Source organism: Streptomyces sp. NPDC086077 (assembly GCF_040686175.1).
In the GTDB taxonomy this organism is placed as follows: domain Bacteria; phylum Actinomycetota; class Actinomycetes; order Streptomycetales; family Streptomycetaceae; genus Streptomyces.
The window spans coordinates 1-22,904 of record NZ_JBFBJT010000096.1 but is presented as its reverse complement, the minus strand read 5'-3'; the positions used below and the strand labels follow the sequence as shown (position 1 = coordinate 22,904).

At 70.9% G+C, this 22,904-nt stretch carries 20 protein-coding genes and 1 other RNA gene; 3 read left to right on the top strand and 18 right to left on the bottom strand.

All coding sequences use genetic code 11. The features are described from left to right. Positions 1 to 10 precede the first annotated feature (10 nt). Entirely contained in the window at positions 11 to 583 is a 573-nt protein-coding gene (locus tag AB0O67_RS25110) for a YqgE/AlgH family protein (protein ID WP_365454056.1), read from the bottom strand. A 263-nt stretch (positions 584 to 846) separates the two neighbouring features. On the opposite strand from AB0O67_RS25110, the gene murA reads away from it, so the two are divergent. Continuing rightward, on the top strand, positions 847 to 2,187 hold the full coding sequence (murA, locus tag AB0O67_RS25105; RefSeq protein ID WP_365454053.1) for a UDP-N-acetylglucosamine 1-carboxyvinyltransferase: 1,341 nt from the start codon (positions 847 to 849) through the stop codon (positions 2,185 to 2,187). 163 nt (positions 2,188 to 2,350) lie between these two features. Here the strand turns inward: murA and AB0O67_RS25100 are convergent, their stop codons facing one another. From AB0O67_RS25100 to AB0O67_RS25060, 9 genes are all read right to left on the bottom strand, one after another. After that, the gene (locus AB0O67_RS25100) at positions 2,351 to 2,632 is read right to left on the bottom strand and encodes an HU family DNA-binding protein (protein ID WP_365454050.1); all 282 of its coding nucleotides are present in this window, start codon (positions 2,630 to 2,632) and stop codon (positions 2,351 to 2,353) included. Between the two features lie 389 nt (positions 2,633 to 3,021). Then, positions 3,022 to 4,455 (bottom strand): NAD-dependent malic enzyme, encoded by a 1,434-nt coding sequence (locus AB0O67_RS25095; protein WP_365454047.1) that lies wholly within the window; start codon positions 4,453 to 4,455, stop codon positions 3,022 to 3,024. Positions 4,456 to 4,830: 375 nt separating this feature from the next. After that, a complete protein-coding gene (locus AB0O67_RS25090) occupies positions 4,831 to 7,128 on the bottom strand; it encodes a UvrD-helicase domain-containing protein (protein ID WP_365454044.1) in 2,298 nt (765 codons plus the stop codon). Positions 7,129 to 7,267: 139 nt separating this feature from the next. Continuing rightward, positions 7,268 to 8,035 carry a zf-HC2 domain-containing protein gene (locus AB0O67_RS25085; RefSeq protein WP_365454040.1) on the bottom strand — a complete coding sequence of 256 codons (768 nt, stop codon included), beginning with the start codon at positions 8,033 to 8,035 and terminating at the stop codon, positions 7,268 to 7,270. A 50-nt stretch (positions 8,036 to 8,085) separates the two neighbouring features. Continuing rightward, on the bottom strand, positions 8,086 to 8,670 hold the full coding sequence (locus tag AB0O67_RS25080; protein ID WP_030167252.1) for a sigma-70 family RNA polymerase sigma factor: 585 nt from the start codon (positions 8,668 to 8,670) through the stop codon (positions 8,086 to 8,088). Positions 8,671 to 8,939: 269 nt separating this feature from the next. Next, positions 8,940 to 9,533: a CGNR zinc finger domain-containing protein gene (locus tag AB0O67_RS25075; protein ID WP_365454036.1), complete on the bottom strand. Its 594-nt coding sequence runs from the start codon at positions 9,531 to 9,533 to the stop codon at positions 8,940 to 8,942. Positions 9,534 to 9,735: 202 nt separating this feature from the next. Next, positions 9,736 to 10,908, bottom strand: coding sequence for a uroporphyrinogen-III synthase (locus AB0O67_RS25070; protein ID WP_365454033.1), 1,173 nt, complete (start codon positions 10,906 to 10,908; stop codon positions 9,736 to 9,738). A 121-nt stretch (positions 10,909 to 11,029) separates the two neighbouring features. Then, complete coding sequence (locus AB0O67_RS25065; RefSeq protein WP_365454030.1) at positions 11,030 to 12,415, bottom strand: nitrate/nitrite transporter; 1,386 nt, start codon at positions 12,413 to 12,415, stop codon at positions 11,030 to 11,032. Between the two features lie 388 nt (positions 12,416 to 12,803). Next, positions 12,804 to 13,769 carry a LysR family transcriptional regulator gene (locus AB0O67_RS25060; protein WP_365454027.1) on the bottom strand — a complete coding sequence of 322 codons (966 nt, stop codon included), beginning with the start codon at positions 13,767 to 13,769 and terminating at the stop codon, positions 12,804 to 12,806. A gap of 83 nt (positions 13,770 to 13,852) precedes the next feature. Between AB0O67_RS25060 and AB0O67_RS25055 the strand changes: the two genes are divergently transcribed. Next, a complete protein-coding gene (locus tag AB0O67_RS25055) occupies positions 13,853 to 15,112 on the top strand; it encodes an MFS transporter (protein ID WP_365454024.1) in 1,260 nt (419 codons plus the stop codon). Here the strand turns inward: AB0O67_RS25055 and AB0O67_RS25050 are convergent. The 6 genes from AB0O67_RS25050 to ftsE form a co-directional block, all read right to left on the bottom strand. Continuing rightward, positions 15,079 to 16,062: a PHB depolymerase family esterase gene (locus AB0O67_RS25050; RefSeq protein WP_365454021.1), complete on the bottom strand. Its 984-nt coding sequence runs from the start codon at positions 16,060 to 16,062 to the stop codon at positions 15,079 to 15,081. The genes AB0O67_RS25055 and AB0O67_RS25050 overlap by 34 nt on opposite strands. Positions 16,063 to 16,169: 107 nt before the next feature. Next, positions 16,170 to 16,538: a transfer-messenger RNA gene (gene ssrA / locus AB0O67_RS25045) on the bottom strand. Positions 16,539 to 16,682: 144 nt separating this feature from the next. Beyond that, a complete protein-coding gene (gene smpB, locus AB0O67_RS25040) occupies positions 16,683 to 17,162 on the bottom strand; it encodes an SsrA-binding protein SmpB (protein ID WP_365454018.1) in 480 nt (159 codons plus the stop codon). 60 nt (positions 17,163 to 17,222) lie between these two features. After that, positions 17,223 to 18,386 carry a S41 family peptidase gene (locus AB0O67_RS25035; RefSeq protein WP_365454015.1) on the bottom strand — a complete coding sequence of 388 codons (1,164 nt, stop codon included), beginning with the start codon at positions 18,384 to 18,386 and terminating at the stop codon, positions 17,223 to 17,225. A gap of 67 nt (positions 18,387 to 18,453) precedes the next feature. Next, positions 18,454 to 19,371, bottom strand: coding sequence for a permease-like cell division protein FtsX (ftsX, locus tag AB0O67_RS25030; protein ID WP_365454012.1), 918 nt, complete (start codon positions 19,369 to 19,371; stop codon positions 18,454 to 18,456). A gap of 40 nt (positions 19,372 to 19,411) precedes the next feature. Next, positions 19,412 to 20,101, bottom strand: a complete 690-nt coding sequence (ftsE, locus tag AB0O67_RS25025; protein ID WP_365454009.1) for a cell division ATP-binding protein FtsE — start codon at positions 20,099 to 20,101, stop codon at positions 19,412 to 19,414. Positions 20,102 to 20,329: 228 nt separating this feature from the next. Here ftsE and AB0O67_RS25020 point away from each other — a divergent pair, with 228 nt between their 5' ends. Then, the gene (locus AB0O67_RS25020; RefSeq protein ID WP_365454006.1) at positions 20,330 to 20,521 is read left to right on the top strand and encodes a hypothetical protein; all 192 of its coding nucleotides are present in this window, start codon (positions 20,330 to 20,332) and stop codon (positions 20,519 to 20,521) included. A gap of 70 nt (positions 20,522 to 20,591) precedes the next feature. Here AB0O67_RS25020 and AB0O67_RS25015 read toward each other — a convergent pair whose 3' ends face one another. Then, on the bottom strand, positions 20,592 to 21,200 hold the full coding sequence (locus tag AB0O67_RS25015; protein ID WP_365454003.1) for an LPXTG cell wall anchor domain-containing protein: 609 nt from the start codon (positions 21,198 to 21,200) through the stop codon (positions 20,592 to 20,594). 298 nt (positions 21,201 to 21,498) lie between these two features. Then, entirely contained in the window at positions 21,499 to 22,605 is a 1,107-nt protein-coding gene (gene prfB / locus AB0O67_RS25010; protein ID WP_365454000.1) for a peptide chain release factor 2, read from the bottom strand. Positions 22,606 to 22,904: the final 299 nt, after the last annotated feature.

Genomic DNA, 22,904 nt, shown 5'->3' with positions numbered 1-22,904 from the left:
AGGAGGCCCGTCAGTTGAGCGAGGGATCGTCGGGGTACGTGGCCACCATCGCGAGCTCGCTGCGCTGGCGGCGCAGCACCTCGCGCCAGAGCCGTTCGGGGAACGGCGAGTAGACGTCGCCGGGCTCGGACTCCACGACGTACCAGGCGCCCTCGACCAGTTCGTCCTCGAGCTGGCCCGGGCCCCATCCGGCGTACCCGGCGAAGATTCTCAACGAGCCGAGGGCGGAGGCCAGCAGCTCGGGCGGGGCCTCCAGGTCGACCAGGCCGATCGCGCCGTGCACGCGCCGCCAGCCGAGCGGGGCGACGTCGCCGGACGCGCCGCCGGGGATGACCGCCACACCCAGTGCGGAGTCCAGCGAGACCGGGCCGCCCTGGAAGACGACCCCGGGCTCACCGGTCAGCTCCGCCCAGCCCTCCAGGATGTCGCCGACACCCACCGGAGTCGGCCGGTTGAGGACGACACCGAGCGAGCCCTCCTCGTCGTGGTCGAGAAGCAGCACGACCGCACGGTCGAAGTTCGGGTCCGCCAGGGCGGGGGTGGCCACGAGCAGCCGCCCTGTGAGCGAGGACACCTCGGTCATGCCAGACATGATCCCGCAACTTCCCCTCACGTGGGGAGTCAATCCGGCGACGGGAGTGAACGCAGCTCAGGCGGACGGAAGCGTCCCCGGCGCACGGCCGCCCGTCCGGCGGGCCTTCGTGACCCCATGTGCCCGGTACGGAACGGTTCGTGTTGTGACAGAGCTATGACAGGGCTGAGCGGTCCTCGGGCTTACGGCAGGGGGGTCGTCGGCGATTACTCTGTCTCTCCGGCCCTTGCCCAACTCATCGGAACGCGAGATACATGACCGTCAACGACGATGTCCTGCTTGTCCACGGCGGCACCCCGCTGGAGGGCGAGATCCGTGTCCGCGGTGCGAAGAACCTCGTACCGAAGGCCATGGTCGCCGCCCTGCTCGGCAGTGCTCCGAGTCGGCTGCGCAACGTCCCGGACATCCGTGACGTCCGTGTGGTCCGCGGTCTGCTCCAGCTGCACGGCGTGTCGGTGCGTCCGGGCGAGGAGCCGGGCGAACTGGTGCTCGACCCGACGCGGGTGGAGAGCGCCAACGTCGCCGACATCGATGCCCACGCGGGGTCGAGCCGCATCCCGATCCTCTTCTGCGGCCCCCTTCTTCACCGCCTCGGCCACGCGTTCATCCCCGGCCTCGGCGGCTGCGACATCGGCGGCCGGCCCATCGACTTCCACTTCGACGTGCTGCGGCAGTTCGGCGCGACGATCGAGAAGCGGGCGGACGGTCAGTACCTGGAGGCCCCGCAGCGGCTGCGCGGTACGAAGATCTCGCTGCCGTACCCGTCCGTCGGCGCGACCGAGCAGGTGCTGCTGACCGCCGTCCTCGCGGAGGGCGTCACGGAGCTCGCGAACGCGGCCGTGGAGCCGGAGATCGAGGACCTGATCTGCGTCCTGCAGAAAATGGGCGCCATCATCGCGATGGACACCGACCGGACCATCCGCATCACCGGTGTGGACCAGCTCGGCGGCTACACCCACCGAGCCCTCCCGGACCGGCTGGAGGCCGCCTCCTGGGCGTCCGCGGCGCTGGCGACCGAGGGCAACATCTACGTCCGGGGCGCGCAGCAGCGGTCCATGATGACGTTCCTCAACACCTACCGGAAGGTGGGCGGGGCCTTCGAGATCGACGACGAGGGCATCCGTTTCTGGCACCCCGGCGGCCAGTTGAAGTCCATCGCCCTGGAGACGGACGTCCACCCGGGCTTCCAGACGGACTGGCAGCAGCCGCTGGTCGTGGCCCTCACCCAGGCCACGGGCCTGTCCATCATCCACGAGACGGTCTACGAGTCCCGTCTCGGCTTCACCTCCGCGCTCAACCAGATGGGCGCCCACATCCAGCTCTACCGCGAGTGCCTCGGCGGCTCGAACTGCCGCTTCGGCCAGCGCAACTTCCTGCACTCGGCGGTCGTGAGCGGCCCCACCCGCCTCCAGGGCGCCGACCTGGTCATCCCCGACCTGCGCGGCGGCTTCTCGTACCTCATCGCCGCGCTGGCCGCCCAGGGCACGTCCCGGGTGCACGGCATCGAGCTCATCAACCGCGGCTACGAGAACTTCATGGAGAAGCTCGTGGAGCTCGGCGCCAAGGTGGAGCTGCCGGGCAAGCCGCTCGGCTGACGGCGGGCACAGCGGTACGCCGATGGGGCGGCCACCCGAGACCGGGTGGCCGCCCCATCGGCGTTGTGCTGCCACGCCCTCAAGGGACGCGGGGAACTACGCGACAGGCCACAACAGACCCGCGGCCGCCCCGCGGCGCTGATCCGGCGCGGCGTCTGCGCGCTTACTTGCCCTTCGCGGCTTCCTTGAGCTTGGAGCCCGCGGAGACCTTCACGCTGTAACCGGCCGGGATCTGGATCGGGTCACCGGTCTGCGGGTTGCGCGCGGTACGAGCGGCACGGTGGGTGCGCTCGAAGGTCAGGAAGCCGGGGATGGTGACCTTCTCGTCGCCCTTGGAGACGATCTCGCCGACGACGTCGGCGAACGCGGCCAGCACGGCGTCGGCGTCCTTGCGGGTCACCTCGGCGCGGTCGGCCAGCGCGGCCACCAGCTCACTGCGGTTCATGTTGTTACTCCCGTGTTCTTCTTGCCATTGAGGCGTGCCACGCGGCGGAGCCGCATATCGGGCACAGCGAAGCCGATGCTGCCAGGGTCCTCGGACGGCCCCGGACCCGGGTCCGTCGTCAGACGCTCGCGCCCAGGGACGCATCCTGCCCCCACCTGCGGCGGGAATGCCAATCCGGCACCCGCAGGAGTCGTGAGAACACCCTTGGGAGTCACACGAAAAGCGCCACTGACCAGGGGCCGGTCCCGCGGACCCGGCCTCCGGACAGGCCCTAGCCGCCCACCCTAGAGGGCGGCCAGGGTCACGACGTCCCGCGACGCGCCGGTCCGCGGGCCGGCCGTGGTGATCCTCACAGCCCGGCGTCGGGGCCGGAGCGACGAGCGCCGGGGTCAGAGCGCGGACGAGTCGGCCGGGGCCGCCCCGACCGCCTTCGCGGCCTCCCGCACCGCACCCGCGACCGCGCCCGCGACCTTGTCGTTGAACACGCTCGGGATGATGTAGTTCGGGTTGAGCTCGTCCTCGGTGACGACGTCCGCCAGCGCCTTCGCGGCCGCGATCATCATCTCCGTGTTGACGGTGCGGGACTGCGCGTCCAGCAGGCCGCGGAAGACGCCGGGGAAGACCAGCACGTTGTTGATCTGGTTCGGGAAGTCGGAGCGGCCGGTGGCCACAACTGCCGCGGTCTGACGGGCGATTGCCGGGTCGACCTCGGGGTCGGGATTCGCGAGCGCGAACACGATCGCGTCGTCGGCCATGGCGGCCACGTCGTGGCCGTCGAGCACGTTCGGGGCGGAGACACCGATGAAGACGTCCGCGCCGCGCACGGCCTCCTTCAGGGTGCCCGTGATGCCCTCGGGGTTGGTGTTGTCGGCGATCCAGCGCAGCGGCGAGTCCGGGGCGGCCTCGACCAGGTCCTTGCGGTCGGCGTGCACGACACCGTGGATGTCGGCGACGACGGCGTGCTTGACGCCGGCGGCGATGAGCAGCTTCAGGATCGCCGTGCCGGCCGCGCCGGCGCCGGACATGACGACACGGATGTTCTCGATCGCCTTGCCGGTGACGCGCAGCGCGTTGGTCAGCGCGGCGAGCACCACGATCGCCGTCCCGTGCTGGTCGTCGTGGAAGACGGGGATGTCGAGGGCCTCGCGCAGGCGTGCCTCGATCTCGAAGCAGCGGGGGGCGGAGATGTCCTCCAGGTTGATACCGGCGAAGCCCGGGGCGATCGCCTTGACGATCTCGACGATCGCGTCGGTGTCCTGGGTGTCCAGGCACAGCGGCCAGGCGTCGATGCCGGCGAACCGCTTGAAGAGGGCCGCCTTGCCCTCCATGACGGGCAGCGCGGCCTTCGGGCCGATGTTGCCCAGGCCCAGCACGGCGCTGCCGTCCGTCACGACCGCGACGGAGTTGCGCTTGATGGTGAGGCGGCGGGCGTCCTCGGGGTTCTCGGCGATGGCCATGCAGACGCGGGCCACACCCGGCGTGTAGACCATCGAGAGGTCGTCACGGTTGCGGATGGGGTGCTTGGACTGCATCTCGATCTTGCCACCGAGGTGCATCAGGAACGTACGGTCCGAGACCTTGCCCAGCGTGACGCCCTCGATGCCACGCAGCTGCTGGACGATCTGGTCGGCGTGCGCCGTGGAGGAGGCCGCGATCGTGACGTCGATGCGGAGTTTCTCGTGTCCGGACGCGGTGACGTCGAGGCCGGTCACCGAGCCTCCGGAGGACTCCACGGCGGTGGTGAGCTGCGAGACGGCCGTTCCGCTCGCGGGCACCTCCAACCGGATGGTCATCGAGTAGGAGACGCTGGGCGCCGTTGCCATGGCCGACTTCCTCTGCTTTCACCGTGTCGCCGATTTGCCGTCCGATCGTCGCACCTACCGCCGAGTACGCGGTAGCCGCCCTGGGTTGCGCTCATTTAGTTCACAAGCGAACAGCCCGGCTCGCCGACGGACAGGGCTACTTCGGAAAGCTTCTTCCACCATACGAGAGACGATCAGACATGAGAAGAGGCCCACGTCACGTCGGACGTGGGCCTCCCACCGCTCAGCGACACCGACCCGCCATGCTCGCCTCGCGGCAAGTGGTCGCTCGTAGCGACGAAGGTTGGGCCCGGGGGCTTGGATCGGGCCGGTGTCACTGCCAAGGCTAACAAACGGATCCCGTACGGCCATTCCCGTCCCGCCGGTTGATCCGGTTCAGTCCCTCAGCAGATCCGGCACCCCGGCCGCGTCGGGCTCGTCCCGCTCCCCCGAGACGATCGTGAGCTGCTGGGTCGCCCGGGTGAGTGCGACGTACAGCACACGCAGCCCGGCCGGCGACTCGTCGGCGATCTCCGCAGGCGAGACGACGACGGTCGCGTCGTACTCCAGGCCCTTGGCCTCCAGGCTGCCGAGCGCCACCACCCGGTCGCCGAGCCCGGTCAGCCAGCGGCGGGCCTCCTCGCGCCGGTTCATGGCCACGACGACGCCGATCGTGCCGTCGACGCGGTCCAGCAGCCGGGCCGCCTCCTCGCGCACGCTCTGGCCCAGGGACGCGCCGACGACGGCGAAACGCGGCTCCACCCCCGTGGAGCGCACGGCCCTCGGGGACTCGGAGCCGGGCATGGCCAGGGCCAGCACCTTGGCGGCCAGCCCGGCGATCTCAGCAGGGTTGCGGTAGTTGACCGTGAGCTCGAAGCGGCGGCGCGGGCGGGTGCCGAGAGCCTCGTCGCGGGCCTCGGCCGCCTCGTCCGGGTCGGACCAGGAGGACTGGGCCGGGTCGCCGACGACCGTCCAGGTGGCGTGCCGGCCGCGACGGCCGACCATGCGCCACTGCATCGGCGTGAGGTCCTGGGCCTCGTCGACGATGACGTGGGCGTACTCCGTGCGCTCCTGCGCCAGCCGCTCGGCCCGCTCCCACTGCGACTCCTCCCGCACCGGCATGAGCTCCTCCAGGCCGGTGAGATGGTCCAGCGGGTCGAGTTCGCGCCGCTTCCTCGGGCGGGCGGGGGCGCCGAGGATCGCCTGGAGCTCGTCGAGCATGGCGATGTCGTGCACGGAGAAGCCGTCGCGTCTGAGCGACCGGGCGACCTTGCGCACCTCCCCGGGGTTCAGGATCCGCCGGGCCCAGCGGCCCAGGCGCCGCTCGTCTGCCATGGCCGAGAGGACCGCGCGCGGGGTCAGCTCCGGCCACCAGGCGTCGAGGAACGTGAGGAAGTCGTCCTCGGTGGTGATGTCCTCGTCGAACGACGACCGCAGTTCGGCGGCCAGCTCGGGGTCCGAGTGCCGGCCGGCGGCGCCGGACCGCTCCCACAGGGCGTCCAGCAGCAGCTTGCGGGCGCGCGGGCGCAGCAGGTTGACCGGGGCCGTGCCGCCCAGCGCGGCGCGCCGGATCCGCTCCAGCTCACCGGCTTCCAGTTCGAGGCGGCGGCCGAAGGCCACGACGCGCAGGCGCTGTGGTGAATCGTTCAGCTCCAGCGTGGCGCGGGCGGCCTTCCGCAGCACCTTGAGCATGCGGGAGGAGCCCTTGGCGCGGGCCACGGACGGGGAGTCGTACAGCGCGGCCTCGGCGCCGTCGACGAGCGAGCCGATCGCCCGGATCGCGACCTGGCCCTCCTCGCCGAGGGAGGGCAGCACGCCTTCGGTGTACGCGACCAGCAGCGGCGTCGGCGAGACGATCAGGATGCCGCCGGCGTACCGGCGCCGGTCCTGGTAGAGCAGGTAGGCCGCCCGGTGCAGGGCGACGGCGGTCTTGCCGGTGCCGGGGCCGCCCTCGACGTAGGTCACAGAAGCGGCGGGGGCGCGGATGACCAGGTCCTGCTCGGCCTGGATGGAGGCGACGATGTCCCGCATGGTGTGGCTGCGGGCCTGGCCGAGGGCGGCCATCAGGGCGCCGTCGCCGATGACGGGCAGCTCGTGGCCGTCGAGGGACGCCTTCAGCTCCGGACGCATCAGGTCGTCCTCGACGCCGAGGACACGGCGGCCCTTGGAGCGGATGACCCGGCGGCGCACCACCCGGCCGGGGTCGACCGGCGTGGAGCGGTAGAAGGGCGCGGCCGCGGGCGCCCGCCAGTCGATGACCAGCGGGGCGTAGTCCTCGTCCAGGACGCCGATGCGGCCGATATGCAGGGTCTCGGCGATGTCGGCCGTGTTGTCCGGCCGCACGGCGCCCTCGGCGGGCTCCACGGCGGTGTAGGCGCCGTCCGGGCCCTTCTTGCCGTCCTTGCCTCGCAGCAGGTCGATGCGGCCGAAGAGGAAGTCCTCGAACTCGTTGTTCAGCCGGCTCAGGTGGACGCCTGCCCGGAATACCTGGGCGTCGCGCTCGGCGAGCGCGCCGGGGGTGCCGACGTGGCCGCGCTGGGCGGCGTCGTGCATGAGGAACTCCGCCTCGTGGATCTTCTCCTCCAGGCGGCGGTACACCCGGTCCAGGTGCTCCTGCTCCGCGCCGATCTCTCGGTCGCGTACGGAGTCCTGGGCGGGGTCGAGCGCGGCTTCCTGTTGAGCCTGAGCGGCCACCGGGCCCCCTTCTGACGTGCTGGGCAGCCGTCCACCGTACGCGAAGGGGACCCCTGAAGGCTACGTGTGAGCCCCGGGTCCGTCACCAGACGGCCCCGGGGCTCGGGTCGTACCGCTTCGCAGCAGTCGTCGTACCGCGCTACGCGCCGATCTCCACCAGCAGATCGCCGTCGAACGTCATGACCTCGAAGTGGTCGATCTCGTTCGGGGCGAAGGCGGCGCCGCCCTGGATGTAGAGCGGGTTCTTGGCCTGCTCCGTGGTGGCGTTCGGCAGGCCGTAGCCCCAGTCCGGGACGGACCAGTTGCTGAGCGTCTCCCGCTCGCCGTTCTTGCCCACGGCGATCAGCGAGCACTTCTCGGGGCCCTTGACGTTCTTGAGCTCCAGGACCGCGTCGGTGCCCCAGGCCTTCTCCTGCATCGCCACCGTGCCGCTGACCTGCGTCTTGGGGTCGGTCGCCGTGACCCGGTCGGGCATGCCCTTGAAGGCCTGCTGGGCCGGACTGACCGCCTGCACCGTGCGGTTGCCGCCGCTGGAGTCCTCGCCGCCGGTCGCCGCGACGGAGACCAGCGGGCCACCGACGATCAGCGCCGCCGCGGCCGCGACCATGTACATGCTGCGCCGGCGCTTCTGGGCGCGGCGTTCGGCGACCTCGTCGACCAGCTTCTCCGCCAGCCGTGGGCTCGGCCGGGCGGACAGCGACTCGCCGATCGAGGGCGTGCCGGTGCCGGGCAGGTCGGCGAGCGCGGCCAGCATCGGTTCCATCCCGGCGAGTTCGTCGAGTTGCTGGGCGCACCACTCGCAACCGGCGAGGTGGACCTCGAAAGCGGTTGCTTCGGTGTCGTCCAGGATTCCGAGGGCGTAGGCCCCGACGGTCTCGTGTTCGTTCGGGCCCGTTGATCCCTGCATGGGGCCAGACATACCCGGACCCCCCGCTCCGTATCCCCCGTAGGTGTTCATCACGCCGTCACCCCCCGCTCCTCCAGCGCCAGCTTCATCGACCGCAGGGCGTAGAACACCCGGGAGCGCACGGTGCCACTCGGTATGCCCAGGGTCTCCGCCGCCTCATTGACGGTACGCCCCTTGAAATACGTCTCGACGAGCACCTCCCGGTGGGCAGGGGTCAGGTCGTCGAGCGCGTCAGACAGCGTCATCAGCCACAGCGCCTTGTCGATCTCGTCCTCCGCGGGGATGACCTCCAGCGGCGACGGGTCGACCTCCTGCGGCCGGGCCTGCCGGCTGCGGTGGCCGTCGATGACGATGCGGCGCGCGACCGTCACCAGCCAGGGGCGTACCGAACCGGTCGCCCGATTGAGCTGACCGGCGTTCTTCCAGGCACGGATGAGCGTTTCCTGCACGACGTCCTCGGCGCGCTGCCGATCTCCGGCGACCAGCCTGAGGACATACGCGAGCAGAGGTCCAGCGTGCTCCCGGTACAGGGCACGCATCAGCTCCTCATCAGGTTCCGAGGGCTGCGAGGACATGCGATGTCGGGCCCTCGATCCACGTTCATTGGCCACGGCCGCATCCTTGCGCACGCCCACCTCCGGTGTCCGGGGGTTCCCCCAGTCGGTCGCTCGACACGGGGTACGGACAGGGGGCGTTGAGTGTTCAAAGCGAAGGGACAGTTTTCTTCGGGGCGACGTGACGTGAGGGGACATGGGGGCACATTCCCCCCGCCTCGCCTTTACATTTCCACCACATCGACAGGTCGGCCGCACCGGAAACCGGCACCGAAGTCTGAAACGCCGTGTTGTCGAAATCACTTCGTCGGCCGGGAAGGCCGGGTACGCGCAAGCCGCATAACGGGCCGTCAGGCTCGGGACACCGCCGCACGCCGGCGGTGCCGGGCCACCCGCTCGCGGTTCCCGCACACCTCACTGGAGCACCAGCGCCTGCGCCGCCCCCGGGAGGAGTCGAGGTAGACGATCGGGCAGTTGTCCCCCGCGCACTGCCGCATGCCCGCCCGGGCGACGGGGTCGGTGAGCAGTTCCACGGCGTCCCTGGCGATCGCGCCGAGCAGCGCGGCACACTCCGGCGGACCGTCCAGCTCCCGCACGAGCGTGCCGTCCTGACCGCGCCGGGCGCACGGCGCGGGGGGCGCGGTGCGGGCGACGGCGTTGACATGGGCGAGCGGGAGGTCGAAGGGCCGGGGCTCGGGGGACAGGGTGGCGCGGACCAACTGATCCACATCGCGGCGAAGTTCATGGAACGCGCCGAGCCAGGAGGTGTCGGCCCGGGCCGCCACGGTGCCCGGCGGGACGAGTCCGGACCCGGTGATCCAGGCGTGCAGCGCCGCCGCGGAGCAGAGCCGTTCGACGGGGTGCGCGGTCGCCAGCAGATCGAGGCAGATCCGTCCGGCGCCGAACCGCAACTCGTAGGGGGCCGTGGCCATTCCCAGTGCCATGTGCGCCTCACCGCCTAAGCGCTCCGCCGTCCGTTGCCACCTGCCGTCGTTCGTCTGCGGCGCCGTCGTGGCCGGTCGCGCGTTCCCGCGCCCCTTCCGGACGCGCCGCCGAACCGCAGACCTCACAATGTGCCTGCCCGCTCCGGCGATCGGTACCCCTGGGGGCCGGTTCCTTCTGGACGCCCGCTGCCCGGCACGACCGTCATTCGTCGGCGTACTTGGCGTCGGCCGCCGGGTCCAGGGCGAGCCGGTAACCCCGCTTGACCACGGTCTGGATCAGCTTCGGCGCCCCCAAGGCCGTCCGCAGACGGGCCATCGCCGTCTCCACGGCGTGCTCGTCCCGGCCCGCCCCGGGCAGTGCCCGCAGCAGCTCGGAGCGGGCGACCACCCAGCCGGGGCGGCGGGACAGGGCGCGCAGCAACGACATACCGGCCGGCGGCACGGGTTTGAGGTCGCCGTCCACCAGGACCGCGTGGCCCCGGATCTCCACCCGGTGCCCGGCGACGGGCAACGAGCGGGCCCGGGTGGGCAGTTCCTTGCACAGGAGCTGGACGAGCGGGCCGAGCCGGAAACGTTCGGGCTGGACGGTTCCGATGCCACGGGCCTGCAACGGCAGCGCGGTGACCGGGCCCACGCAGGCGGGCAGCACGTCGTGGTGGAGGGCGGCGAGCAGCTCCGCGAGCAGCCCCCGCTCCTCGGCGCGGGACAGCAGGGACGCGGCGGCGGGCGCGCTGGTGAAGGTCAGCGCGTCGACGCCGCGCGCCACCGTCGCGTCCAGCAGCCGGTCCACAGGCGTGAGGTCCTCCGGCGGCATCCACCGGTAGACGGGCACGCCGACCACCTCGGCGCCGCCCGCCCGCAGCGACTCCACGAACCCGGGCAACGGCTCACCGTGCAGCTGCACGGCGATGCGCCGCCCGTCGACGCCCTCCTCCAGCAGCCGGTCGAGCACCTCGGCCATGGACTCCGAGGAGGGCGACCAGTCCTCGGTCAGCCCCGCCGCCCGGATCGCGCCCTTCACCTTCGGCCCGCGGGCGAGGAGTTCCACGCCGCGCAGCCGGTCGAGGAGCGTCTCCCCGAGCCCCCAGCCGTCGGCGGCCTCGACCCAGCCCCGGAAGCCGATGGCGGTCGTGGCCACGACCACGTCCGGCACCCGGTCCAGAAGGCCCTTGGTGGCGGTCAGCAGCTCACTGTCGTCGGCGAGCGGCACGATCCGCAGGGCCGGCGCGTGCAGTACGGCCGCGCCGCGCCGCTGGAGCAGCGCCCCCAGCTCGTCGGCCCGGCGCGCGGCCGTCACGCCCACGGTGAATCCGGCGAGGGGCCCGTGCTCCGCGCCTCGCTCCGGTTGTTCAGGTCCCTGCTGTCGCTCGTGCATCACTCAGTCTCGTCCCGCACTCGGCTCGTTCCCACCCGCATGTCGTCCGCCCCTGGATGCCGAACGAGCCTGTCAACGGCGCGTGACAGGCCCGGTTCGGCGCGATGTCGGCGGTGTTACGTCACACCTCGGCATAGCTGAGCTGCGGCTTCGTCTCCGTGGCCGCCCGGGTGGGCGGAGCCTGCGCGTCCGGACGACGAAGGTATACGGCCCAGGTGACCACGAAGCAGAGACCGTAGAAGACCAGGAAGGCGACGAAGGCGCCGGTGCCGGTGCCCACGCTGAGGAACGACTGCCGGAACGCCAGGTTGATCCCGAGCCCGCCGAGCGCGCCCACCGCGCCGATGAGCCCCATGGACGCCCCGGACAGCCGCCGTCCGTAGGCCGCGGCCTCCTCCCCTTCGAGCCCCATGGCGAGGGCCTTGTTCCGGAAGATGCCGGGGATCATCTTGTATGTCGACCCGTTGCCGAGCCCGCTCAGGACGAAGAGCGCGATGAACGCGGTCGTGAACAGCGGCAGCGACTCCCGCATGCTCGCCAGGACGACCACGGCGGTGGCGGCGGCCATGCCGACGTAGTTCCACAGCGTGATCCTGGCGCCGCCGTACCGGTCGGCGAGCGCGCCGCCCACCGGCCGGATGAGCGAGCCGAGCAGCGGGCCGATGAAGGTGACGTAGGCGGCCTGCAGCGGCGTACGGCCGAACTGGGTCTGGAGCACCAGGCCGAAGGCGAAGCTGTAGCCGATGAACGAGCCGAAGGTGCCGATGTAGAGGAAGGACATGATCCAGGTGTGACCGGCCCGTACGGCTTCCTTGGCGGCGCCGGAGTCGTTGCGCAGCGACGCGATGTTGTCCATGTACAGCGCGGCGAGCACCGCGGCGACGACGATCAGCGGGATGTAGATCCCGAGCAGCAGCCGCGGCCCGCCGCTCGCGCCGATCACGGCCAGCCCGACGAGCTGCACCACCGGCACCCCGATGTTGCCGCCGCCGGCGTTCAGACCGAGCGCCCAGCCCTTCTTCCGCAGCGGGAAGAAGGCGTTGATGTTGGTCATCGAGGAGGCGAAGTTGCCGCCGCCCACCCCGGCGAGCATCGCGCAGACCAGGAAGGTGGTGTACGAGGTCCCCGGCTCCATGACGAGGAACGCTGCGACGGTGGGGACGAGGAGGAGGCCGGCCGAGACGATCGTCCAGTTCCGGCCGCCGAAGACCGCGACGGCGAAGGTGTAGGGGACGCGGACGACGGCGCCGACCAGCGTGGCCATCGAGACCAGGACGAACTTGTCGGCCGGGGTGAGGCCGTATTCCGGGCCCATGAACAGCACCATCACCGACCACATGGTCCAGACGGAGAACCCGATGTGCTCGCAGAGCACGGAGAAGAGCAGGTTCCGGCGGGCGACCCGCTCCCCCGTCTCCTGCCAGAAGGTCTCGTCCTCGGGATCCCAGTCCTCTATCCAGCGGCCTCCCCCGCTGCTGGGTGCGGGGGCTGTACTCGGGGCTGTCATGACGCCTCCACGGTGCTCCGGGCTCGGTGGTGCCGCGCTGAGTGGCTGAGTCCCGAAGGTAGGGAGGGCTCGTTTCCGGTCTGTGGCGGTGGGTGACCGGAAGGGAACTTTGCTCTCACCCCGGGCGGGGGTGGGGTGAGAGGTCGCCGACGGGTCAGCCACGCGTGGGCTGCCAGTGGGGTGGGGCCTACGGGGCAGGCCTCTGCGCCGCCCCGCCCGGCGTCGCGCCGTAAGGTCCGTTCGTGTACGGATGCCCCGGCATCGGCGTGCCCGGCGGCAGGTGGCACCCGCCGCCTACTCACCGAAAGTCCCCCGATCAGCCGGTGCACCCGCGCAACGCGGGTGGCAGTCCGCCACAGCGGCGCGAGCCGACGGAGCCGCCCCCGCCTCAGTCCCCGCTGGCCGGTCGGTCCGCCGCGGGCAGCCACGCCCCGTCCGGCACCCGCAGCCACCCGTCCTCCCGACCGGCCTCGGCAGCCGCCCGCCACAGCGCCTCCAGCGCCGGATGCGCCAGCCCCTTGCGCCACACCAGCGACACCGGCGACAGGGGCACGGGGTCCACCAACGGCCGCCGCACCGCTCCCGGCATGGCCGGGAAGTCCACCACGGCGAGCACCGGACACCGGGTCCGGGCCATCACCCGCTGGAACTCCTCGTCCCCCACCGCCAGCGGCACGGGTGCCGCGACCTCGATACCCCGGCCCTCGAACAGCCGCCGCGCGAGATCGGTCCACTCCGGCGTCCGCGGATTCCCGGCCCCGGCGTACACGGTCTCCCCCGCCAGCGCGGCCAACGGCACCTGAGCCAGCGACGCCAGCCGATGGTCCTCCGGCAGCAGGACCGCCATCGGTTCGTACCGGACGATCCGGTGCTCCAACTGCCTGCGCAGCGACGGGTCCAGTCCCGCGAACCGCCCGAACGACACGTCGATCCGCCCCGCCAGCAACTCGCCCGCGGCTCCGGTCAGCCCACTCTCGTAGCGGGCCATCAGCTCGTGCTCCGGGGCGAGTTCGCGGGCCCGGTGCAGCACCCGGCGCGGGGTGCCGAGGCCGGGGGAGTTCAGGTCGACGAGCAGCGGCCTGGCCTGCCCGAAGGCCGCGAGCAGCGCCTCCTGGGCCGCGAGCACCCGGCGTGCGTGCGGCACCAGCCGCTCCCCGTCCGCCGTCAGCGTCACCTGCCGGGTCGTCCGGACGAACAGCTCGGCGCCCAGCTCCCGCTCCAGCCGCCGCACATCCCGGCTCAGCGCCTGCTGGGCGACGTACAGCCGGGCCGCGGCGCGGGTGAAGTGCAGCTCCTCGGCGACCGTGACGAAGGCGCGCAGGAGGCGGGGGTCGAGATGGGCGGGTGCGGACATGGCCGGAACTTACAACAGGAGTGCGTGAATCGGGACGGAGAAGGTGTTGGACCCCTTGATCGTCCACGGGTGACGGTTGCCCCATGCCGCGACCGACGTCCGCCCGCCGACCGGGCCCCTACCGCCGCCTGTTCGCCCACCCGGGCACCCGCGCCTTCACGCTGGGCAACCTCGTCGCCCGGCTGCCGATGGGCATGTTCAGCGTGAGCGCGGTCGTGATGATCGCCGGTACCCGCGGATCGTACGCCCTCGCCGGCGCCGTCACCGCGACCGGGCTCGCCGCGACCGCGCTGGTCGCCCCCTGGGTCGCCCGCCTGGTCGACCGGCACGGCCAGGCCCGTGTCGCCGTCCCCGCCACCCTCACGGCGGCCCTGGGCAGCCTGGCCCTGCTGCTCTGCGTGCATCACGACGCCCCGGACTGGACCCTCTTCGCCGCCTACGCCGCCACCGCCACCACCCCCAACGTCGGCGGCATGTCCCGCGCCCGCTGGGCCCACCTCCTGGAGGGCGACCCCGACGCCCTGCACACCGCCAACTCCTTCGAACAGGCCGCCGACGAGCTGTGCTTCATGCTGGGCCCGGTGCTCGCGGCCTTCCTCTGCGGGACGTTCTTCCCGGAGGCGGGCACGCTGACCGGGGGTGTCCTGCTGCTGACCGGCATGCTCCTGTTCACCGCCCAGCGCGCCACGGAACCGCCCGTGGCACCGCGCACGAAGGCCCCCTCACCGCTGCGCTCCCCCGGTGTGCCCGCGCTGCTCGCGGCCTTCCTGGCCACGGGCGCGGTGTTCGGCGCGACGGAGGTGGTGACGATCGCGTTCGCGGACGCGCAGGGCCGGCACACGGCGGCGGGCGTCCTGCTCGGCCTCCAGGCGGCGGGCTCCTGCGCGGCAGGGCTGCTCTTCGGCACGCTGAGGCTCAAGGCGCCGGCCGACCGCCGCCTGCCCTGGTGCACGGCCGCGATGGCCGTCCTGCTGACCCTCCCCCTGCTGGCCGCCACCGTCACCTCCTCCCTCCTCGCGCTCGCCCCAGCCCTCCTCATCGCCGGGATGGCGACCGCGCCGACAATGGTCACGGGCATGGCGCTCGTCCAGCAGCGCACCCCCGCCGACCGCCTCAACGAGGGCATGACCCTCGCCGTGACCGCCCTGCTCGGCGGCATCGCGGGCGGCAGCGCGCTCGGCGGGTGGACGGTGGAGCGGGCGTCGGCGGCCACCGGCTTCGGCATACCGGTCACCGCCGCCGCCCTCGCCCTGGTCATCACCCTCCTGCCCCGCGTCGCTCGCGGCTCGGGAGGGGCGGACGGTGTGCCTCAGCCCAGTCCCCAGGCGAGCCCCAGCCGGTAGGCGGCGCACAGGTTCACGTCGAGCATGTACGCCCCCGCGGCACCGCACTGCGTGCTGCCGCTGCCCGGGTCGACGGGCTGCCCGTGCCCCATCCCCGTGAGTGCGTACGTCTCGACGACCGCGCGACCGCCCGCGTCCCGGAAGACCTGGTGCGGATACCCGGCGACCGAGTCGGACACGTCGGCCGTCTGGTCGGTGCCGTGCACGTTCGTCCACTGCTCGACCAGATCGGTCATGTTGACGGGCTTGACGGTGTAGTCGGCCGTGCCCTGCAGCACGGTGAGGACCGGCCAGGGCCCGGTGTGTCCGGGCCGCGCGGCCCGTACCCGGTCGCCCCACTGCTTCGGGGTCTGCGTGGCACCGACGTACATGCACACGTACGGTGAACCGGCGGCCTGCGCGCACCCGTACGGCAGGCCCGCGACGACACCGCCCGCGGCGAACTTCTCCGGGTAGGCAGCCATGAGCACGGCGGTCATCGCACCGCCCGCGGACAACCCGGTGACATACACCCGCCCCCGGTCGCCGGAGACGTCGGCGAGCTGCCGGTCCACCATCTGCGCGAGGGACGCGGCCTCGCCCTGGCCGCGCGCGATGTCGCCCGTCTCGAACCAGTTGAAGCAGGAGGAGAGGTTGTTGGCGCTCTGCTGCTGCGGCAGCACGACGGAGAAGCCCCAGCGGTCGGCGAGTTGCATCCAGCCGCTGCCGGTGCCGTAGCCGGAGGCGTTCTGCGTGCAGCCGTGCAACGCGACGACGACGGGGCGCCCGGCGGGCAGCCCGTCGGGCACGTACCGGTACATCTTCAGCGCCCCGGGATTGCTACCGAACCCGGTGACCTCCTGAAGCGACGCGGCCACCGCCCGTCCCGGCGTGAGGACGGCGGCGATCAGCGCGACCAGCAGGGTCACCAGGACGGCGATGCGAGGCTGTGCGGCTCTGGTCTGTGTCATGGGGAGGGACCGTAGAACCGTGAACGACCCCTCGATATGGAGTCGGACCCCACAAAAACGACGAGAGCCCGGTGGTTGAACACCACCGGGCTCTCGTCGCATGGAGATTGTGGAGATGGCGGGAATCGAACCCGCGTCCAACGGTGCGGAATCAGGGCTTCTCCGTGTGCAGTCCGCTGCGCTTTTCTCGGCCCCGGAGATCACGCGGACAAGTCTCCGACGGGCTCAGTCACTGTTTGGTTTCCCTCTTCACCCCGTGACCGGGATCAAGGTTTAGTCCCCTAGCTGATGCCAGGATCCGGGTCGGGAACAGCCCCGGGCTGACACTTCGCAAGTCGCTACTTAGGCAGCGAGGGCGAAGGAATCGCGCTTGGTATCGGCGATTATTGTTTTCGGCCTGTGGTTTACGAGATCATGGCCGCTTCCTCGACACGCTTCCCCTGCTTCGACAGCCGCTGTCGAAACCGATCATCCCCATGTGGTTTTTTCAAACGCCGCACCCGCTGTGGGGTGCAGATGCCATCGTACGGGATCACCCTCCGCCGATGCCACCGTATTCCCGGCGGTCACTCCGCCGCCGTACCTCGTTCAACGCGACCCGGCGCCGGGGCATTCCCCGCTCAGGCCCGCTGTCGGCGCCGCACCGCCGACATGGCGCGGTCGGCCTCGCGGCGGTCCTGCTTCTCCCGCAGCGTCTGCCGCTTGTCGTACTCCTTCTTGCCCCTGGCCAGCGCGATCTCCACCTTGGCCCGGCCGTCCTTGAAGTACAGGGCGAGCGGCACGATGGTGTGACCCGTCTCTCCCGCCTTGGACGCCAGCTTGTCGATCTCCTCGCGGTGCAGGAGCAACTTGCGCTTGCGCCGGGCGCTGTGGTTGGTCCAGGTGCCCTGGCTGTACTCCGGCACGTGCACGTTGTACAGCCACGCCTCGTGCTCGTCCATCTGGACGAAGCCGTCGACCAGCGAGGCCCGGCCCTGGCGCAGTGACTTCACCTCGGTGCCCGTGAGGACCAGGCCGGCCTCGTAGGTGTCCAGGATGTGGTAGTCGTGCCGCGCCTTCTTGTTCTGCGCGATCAGCTTGCGCCCTTTTTCCTTAGCCATAGTGCCGACCATTTTCGCACTACGAAGGGGGTGTGAGGGAAGCCGATTATCGAGGCGGCGCTACCGGCCGAGTCCGGCGAGGACGGTCCGCGCCCGCTGGAGGGCGCGTTCGCCGGCCTCCAGGTCGGGGGTGATGCCGCGGCCGTCGACGCCACGGCCGGAGGGGGTGCGGTAGTGGCCGACGGTCAGCTCGGCGACGGAGCCGTCGGGCAGCCGGCTCGGCATCTGGACCGAGCCCTTGCCGAAGGTGCGCGAGCCCACGACGACCGCGCGGCCGCGGTCCTGGAGGGCGCCGGTGAGCAGCTCGGCCGCGCTCATCGTGCCGCCGTCGACGAGCGCGACCACGGGTCTGGCGGAGTCGCCGCCGGGCTCGGCGTGCAGGGCGAGCTGCTCGCCGTCGACGTCGTAGGTGGCGACCAGGCCGCCGTCGAGGAAGGCGGAGGCGGCGGTGACGGCTTCCGTGACCAGGCCACCGCTGTTGGCGCGCAGGTCGAGGACGACCCCGGAGGCGGCCGGGGCGTGCCGTACGGCTTCGCGGACCACCTCTCCGGAGCCCTTGGTGAAGGCGGCGATCCTGATGACGGTGGCGCCGTCGGGGAGCGTGCGGACGGTCACGGAGTCGGTGGACAGCCGGGCCCGGCGCAGCGTCTCGGTCCACGCGCGCGTGCCGCGCTCCACCCCGAGGCGGACGGTCGTACCGGCGTCCGCGTCGGTGGCGTCGCCGCGCAGCAGGGAGACCACCTCGGTGACCGGGCGCCCGTCGACCTCGCGCCCGTCGACGCTGCGCAGCCGGTCCCCGGCGCGGATCCCGGCCTCGGCTGCGGGGGAGCCGGTGGCGACCTCCGTCACCTCGATCCGCCCGCCCCGCTCGCGGCGGGCGGACAGGCCGACGCCGGTGTACTCGCCGTCGAGGGCCTCCTGGAACTCCTCGTACTCGCCCCGGGAGTAGACGGCGTCCCAGCGGTTGCCGCTTCGGCTCACCGCGCGTTCGGCGGCCTCGATGGGGGACTTGCCCTCGGCCATGGCCTCGGCGGCGGCGCGGGCGACCTCCTGCTGACTGCCGACGGGGGCCGCGGAGGGCGTCGTACCGGATGCGGCACCGGGCTCGTCCCCCGGCAGCGAGCCGGTCGCGGCGCCGGCGACGAGCACGCTCGCGAACACCAAGGTCAGGGCGGCCCCGCGGCCGAAGCGGCGGGGCTGACAGAACAGGTCACGACCTGACATGCCGGTGAGTCTAGGACAACGCGAAGGGCCGTACGGTCGGTTGACCGCACGGCCCTCTTGGCATGTGTCACACCTTCAGGTACTTGCGCAACGCGAAGAACGCCGCCAAGGCAGGCATCAGGAGGCTCGTCGCGAGGATGAGCGGCAGCTTCGTGAGAACGGCGTCCCACCCGATGAAGTTGATCAGGTTCAGCTTCTCGGACAGGGCCAGGCCGTTGTCGATGATGAAGTACCGCCCCAGCATCAGGAAGCCGCACGCGAGGGTGCCGCCGATGAGTCCGGCGACCGCGGCCTCCATGATGAACGGCGCCTGGATGTAGAAGCCGGAGGCACCGACCAGGCGCATGATGCCGGTCTCACGCCGCCGGCTGAACGCCGAGACGCGCACGGTGTTGACGATCAGCATCAGCGCGACGACCAGCATGAGGGCCATCACCGCCCGCGCGGCCCAGTTCATGCCCTCCAGCAGCGCAAAGAGATTGTCGAGAATGCCCTTTTGGTCCTGGACGGACTGCACGCCGTCCCGCCCGTTGAAGGCAGTCGCGATGACCTGGTACTTCTCCGGGTCCTTCAGCTTGATGCGGTACGACTCCTGCATCTGGTCCGGCGTGAGGGAGCTGGCCAGCGGGGAGTCGCCGAACTGCTCCTTGTAAAGCTTGTACGCCTGGTCCTGCGACTCGGTCGTCACGCTGTCGACGACCGACATCTTTTTGAGGTCGGTGAGGATCTGCTCCTTCTGCTCCCCCGTGACCGCGCCCTTGGCGCAGTTGGGGTCGGACTCGGCGTCGCTCTTGTTGCAGAGGAAGATCGAGACGTTGACCTTGTCGTACCAGTAGCCCTTCATGGTGTTCACCTGGTCGCTCATCAGCAGCGAACCGCCGAACAGGGCCAGGGACAGGGCGACCGAGACGACGACCGCGAAGGTCATCGTCAGATTGCGGCGGAGACCTACACCGATCTCCGACAGAACGAACTGGGCGCGCATGGCGTCTGCTTCAAGCCTTTCCGTGGATCTCGCTGCTGTCTCAGTGCTGGTAGCCGTAGACGCCGCGGGCCTGGTCGCGGACGAGGCGGCCCTTCTCCAGCTCGATGACGCGCTTGCGCATCTGGTCCACGATGTTCTGGTCGTGCGTGGCCATCACCACGGTCGTGCCCGTCCGGTTGATGCGGTCGAGCAGCTTCATGATGCCGACGGAGGTCTGCGGGTCGAGGTTGCCGGTGGGCTCGTCGGCGATCAGCAGCTTGGGCCGGTTGACGAAGGCCCGCGCGATGGCGACGCGCTGCTGCTCACCGCCGGACAGCTCGCCCGGCATCCGGTCCTCCTTGCCGCCGAGCCCGACCAGTTCGAGCACCTGGGGCACGGACTTGCGGATCTCGCCGCGCGACTTGCCGATGACCTCCTGCGCGAACGCGACGTTCTCACCGACGGTCTTGTTCGGCAGCAGCCGGAAGTCCTGGAAGACCGTCCCCAACTGGCGCCGCATCTGCGGCACCTTCCAGTTGGAGAGGCGCGCGAGGTCCTTGCCCAGGACGTGCACCTGACCGTGGCTGCACCGCTCCTCGCGGAGGATCAGCCGCAGGAAGGTGGACTTTCCGGAGCCTGAGGACCCCACAAGGAAGATGAACTCACCCTTTTCCACCTCAAGGGAGACATCCCTGAGGGCGGGGCGGGTCTGCTTGGGGTAGACCTTGGACACGTTGTCGAATCGGATCACGGATGCACCACGGGTCGCCGGGGGTAGATGTGCGTGACCATACGCGACGCGGGTACGCAAGCGCAGGCACAGGTGGTGGTTGTGCAATACTTGTGCACTTTTGTCCACTACACCTTTCTGAGAGCGCCCGCGCCCTTTCCGGAGGAACCTGGCACAGTGGAGGGGGAACGTTTGCGTTCCCCCGGGCGTTGTAAGCACGAACCGGTACCGGTGCGAGGAGGCGAGCACATGACGTACGACCGACTGGTGTGCGCGAACTGTGCCGCGCCCGTGAACGAGGGCCGCTGCCCCGTGTGCCGGGCCAACCGCGAGCGGCTGCAGCAGGAGAACCCCTTCGCGGCCCTCAACCCCATGACTTTGATCGCCCTGCTGGTGGTGCTGATCGCGGCGGTGGCGCTTCTCGCGCACCAGAGCGCGTAGGACCGCGGGGAAAACGCCGAAGGGCCCGGAGCGATTGCTCCGGGCCCTTCGGGATCACGCTCGGCCACCGTCAGGCAGCGGCTCCGCCACGGCCGCCCACCAGGCGCGGCAGCACACGGAAGCCGATACCGCCGGCGATCATCGTCGCGGCGCCGATCAGCAGGAACGTGGTCTGCGCGGCACCCGTCTCGGCGAGCTCGTCGCCGCCGCCCTGGGCGGAGGTGTCGGCCGCCGGGATCTCCGAGCCGGTGTCCGTCAGGGACGAGGAGCCCTCGTCCTGCGGGGAGGTGCCGCCGTCAGGGTCGGTGTTGTCGCCGTCACCGGTGCCGGGGGCGCTGGTCTCGTCGTCCGAGGGCTCCTCCGACGGGTCGTCGGTCGGAGGCTCCTCGGTCGGAGGCTCCTCCGTCGGGGGCTCCTCCGTCGGGGGCTCCTCCGTCGGGGGCTCCTCGGTCGGAGGCTCCTCGGTCGGGGTGGGCAGACCGGTCGGGGGCTCCTCGGTCGGAGACGGGATGGTCGGCTCCGGGTCCGGACTCGGCGAGCGCTCGTCGCACAGGATGCCGACGAAGCAGTCCTCGGCCTCGGTGGCGGAAGCGGCACCCGCGGCGGTCAGCGAGGCGCCGGCCGCGATCACTGCGCCGGCGGCGATCCGCGCGATGCGGACGCGCGTCTTGTTGGTCATGTGTTTGCTACCCCCAGTAGCTCATCGTCATTGAGGCGGCGCTCGGGGCCGTGATCGACGGGAGTAGCTGATGCAGTGAAGCCCCCCGGTTCACATGCGCCCCGGAGATACGCATGCCACGCTTCACCCTTCCCATTTTTCAAAGCAACGTCAAGGCCGTTGCGTACGCGATGTCCAGGTACGGGTTCTTTGCCGTGCGTTGAAGTGAGTGAGTGTGATGTAAAACCCAGACATCCAGGCATGGAAAAGGCAACTGCCGCCGAATGGGCGGCAGTTGCCTTGTCGACAAAACGCTCTCTTACTTCTCCTGCTGCTTGCGCCAGCGAATTCCGGCCTCCAGGAAGCCGTCGATCTCGCCGTTGAACACGGCCTCCGGGTTGCCGACTTCGTGCTCGGTGCGCAGGTCCTTGACCATCTGGTAGGGGTGCAGGACGTACGAACGCATCTGGTTGCCCCAGGAGTTGCCGCCGTCACCCTTGAGGGCGTCCATCTTGGCCTGCTCCTCCTGGCGGCGCCGCTCCAGCAGCTTGGCCTGGAGGACGTTCATGGCGGTGGCCTTGTTCTGGATCTGCGAGCGCTCGTTCTGGCAGGAGACGACGATGCCGGTGGGGAGGTGGGTGAGGCGCACCGCGGAGTCGGTGGTGTTCACGCCCTGGCCGCCGGGCCCGGAGGACCGGTAGACGTCCACCCGCAGCTCGGTCTCGTCGATCTCGATGTGGTCGGTCTGCTCGACCACGGGCAGCACCTCGACCCCGGCGAAGGAGGTCTGGCGGCGTCCCTGGTTGTCGAACGGCGAGATGCGCACCAGGCGGTGCGTGCCCTGCTCGACGGAGAGGGTGCCGTAGGCGTACGGCACCTGCACCGCGAAGGTCGTGGACTTGATGCCCGCCTCCTCCGCGTACGAGGTCTCGTAGATCTCGGTCTTGTAGCCGTGCTGCTCGGCCCAGCGCAGGTACATCCGCTGGAGGCGCTCGGCGAAGTCGGCCGCGTCGACGCCACCGGCCTCGGCGCGGATGTTCACGAGCGCTTCCCGGGAGTCGTACTCACCGCTGAGAAGCGTCCGCACCTCCATCTCGTCGAGGGCCTTGCGGACGGCAGCGAGCTCGGACTCCGCCTCGGAGCGGGTGTCCGGATCGTTCTCCTCCTCGGCCATCTCGAACAACACCGAGAGGTCGTCGATCCGCCCGCGCAGCGCCTCCGCCTTCCTGACCTCGGCCTGGAGATGGGAGAGCTTGCTGGTGATCTTCTGCGCCTCGTCCGGGTTGTCCCAGAGGGACGGCGCGGCCGCCTGCTCCTCGAGCACGGCGATGTCTGCCCTCATCCTGTCGAGGTCCAGGACGGCCTCGATCGACTCCATGGTCGAGGAGAGGGACTTGAGCTCTTCGGATACATCGACGACTGCCACGCCTCCCAGCGTAACGGCTGTGGCAACCGACCTCGGCCGCCCCGGTCCCCGGGCCGGTGAGGGTGGGGTTCACCCTTGACGGAGAGGGGACGCGTGGTGGGGCGTGGGCCCGTGGTCCAGGGGCGGAGCCCCCTGGGGGTCACGGGGACGCCGGGGCCGTGTTCTTCGTGTCCCGCGGGGACGCCGCCTCGTCGTCCGACGTGGCGAAGCCTGGAAGACCGCCGTGACCGTCATCCAGGAGGCGAAACCGCCCTCTGTCCCGGACGGCGCACACGTCATGACGCTGCTCGTCGAATTTC

Bases quoted from the DNA above. Each gene is read 5' to 3' on its own strand.
- AB0O67_RS25065 (WP_365454030.1), bottom strand. From the start codon at position 12,415: ATGACAGCCCCGAGTACAGCCCCCGCACCCAGCAGCGGGGGAGGCCGC.
- ftsX (WP_365454012.1), bottom strand. From the start codon at position 19,371: ATGCGCGCCCAGTTCGTTCTGTCGGAGATCGGTGTAGGTCTCCGCCGC.
- AB0O67_RS25085 (WP_365454040.1), bottom strand. From the start codon at position 8,035: ATGCAGGGATCAACGGGCCCGAACGAACACGAGACCGTCGGGGCCTAC.
- AB0O67_RS25070 (WP_365454033.1), bottom strand. From the start codon at position 10,908: ATGCACGAGCGACAGCAGGGACCTGAACAACCGGAGCGAGGCGCGGAG.
- murA (WP_365454053.1), top strand. From the start codon at position 847: ATGACCGTCAACGACGATGTCCTGCTTGTCCACGGCGGCACCCCGCTG.
- smpB (WP_365454018.1), bottom strand. From the start codon at position 17,162: ATGGCTAAGGAAAAAGGGCGCAAGCTGATCGCGCAGAACAAGAAGGCG.
- AB0O67_RS25055 (WP_365454024.1), top strand. From the start codon at position 13,853: ATGCCGCGACCGACGTCCGCCCGCCGACCGGGCCCCTACCGCCGCCTG.
- AB0O67_RS25100 (WP_365454050.1), bottom strand. From the start codon at position 2,632: ATGAACCGCAGTGAGCTGGTGGCCGCGCTGGCCGACCGCGCCGAGGTG.
- AB0O67_RS25110 (WP_365454056.1), bottom strand. From the start codon at position 583: ATGACCGAGGTGTCCTCGCTCACAGGGCGGCTGCTCGTGGCCACCCCC.
- AB0O67_RS25035 (WP_365454015.1), bottom strand. From the start codon at position 18,386: ATGTCAGGTCGTGACCTGTTCTGTCAGCCCCGCCGCTTCGGCCGCGGG.
- AB0O67_RS25095 (WP_365454047.1), bottom strand. From the start codon at position 4,455: ATGGCAACGGCGCCCAGCGTCTCCTACTCGATGACCATCCGGTTGGAG.
- AB0O67_RS25050 (WP_365454021.1), bottom strand. From the start codon at position 16,062: ATGACACAGACCAGAGCCGCACAGCCTCGCATCGCCGTCCTGGTGACC.
- AB0O67_RS25060 (WP_365454027.1), bottom strand. From the start codon at position 13,769: ATGTCCGCACCCGCCCATCTCGACCCCCGCCTCCTGCGCGCCTTCGTC.
- AB0O67_RS25015 (WP_365454003.1), bottom strand. From the start codon at position 21,200: ATGACCAACAAGACGCGCGTCCGCATCGCGCGGATCGCCGCCGGCGCA.
- AB0O67_RS25075 (WP_365454036.1), bottom strand. From the start codon at position 9,533: ATGGCACTGGGAATGGCCACGGCCCCCTACGAGTTGCGGTTCGGCGCC.
- AB0O67_RS25020 (WP_365454006.1), top strand. From the start codon at position 20,330: ATGACGTACGACCGACTGGTGTGCGCGAACTGTGCCGCGCCCGTGAAC.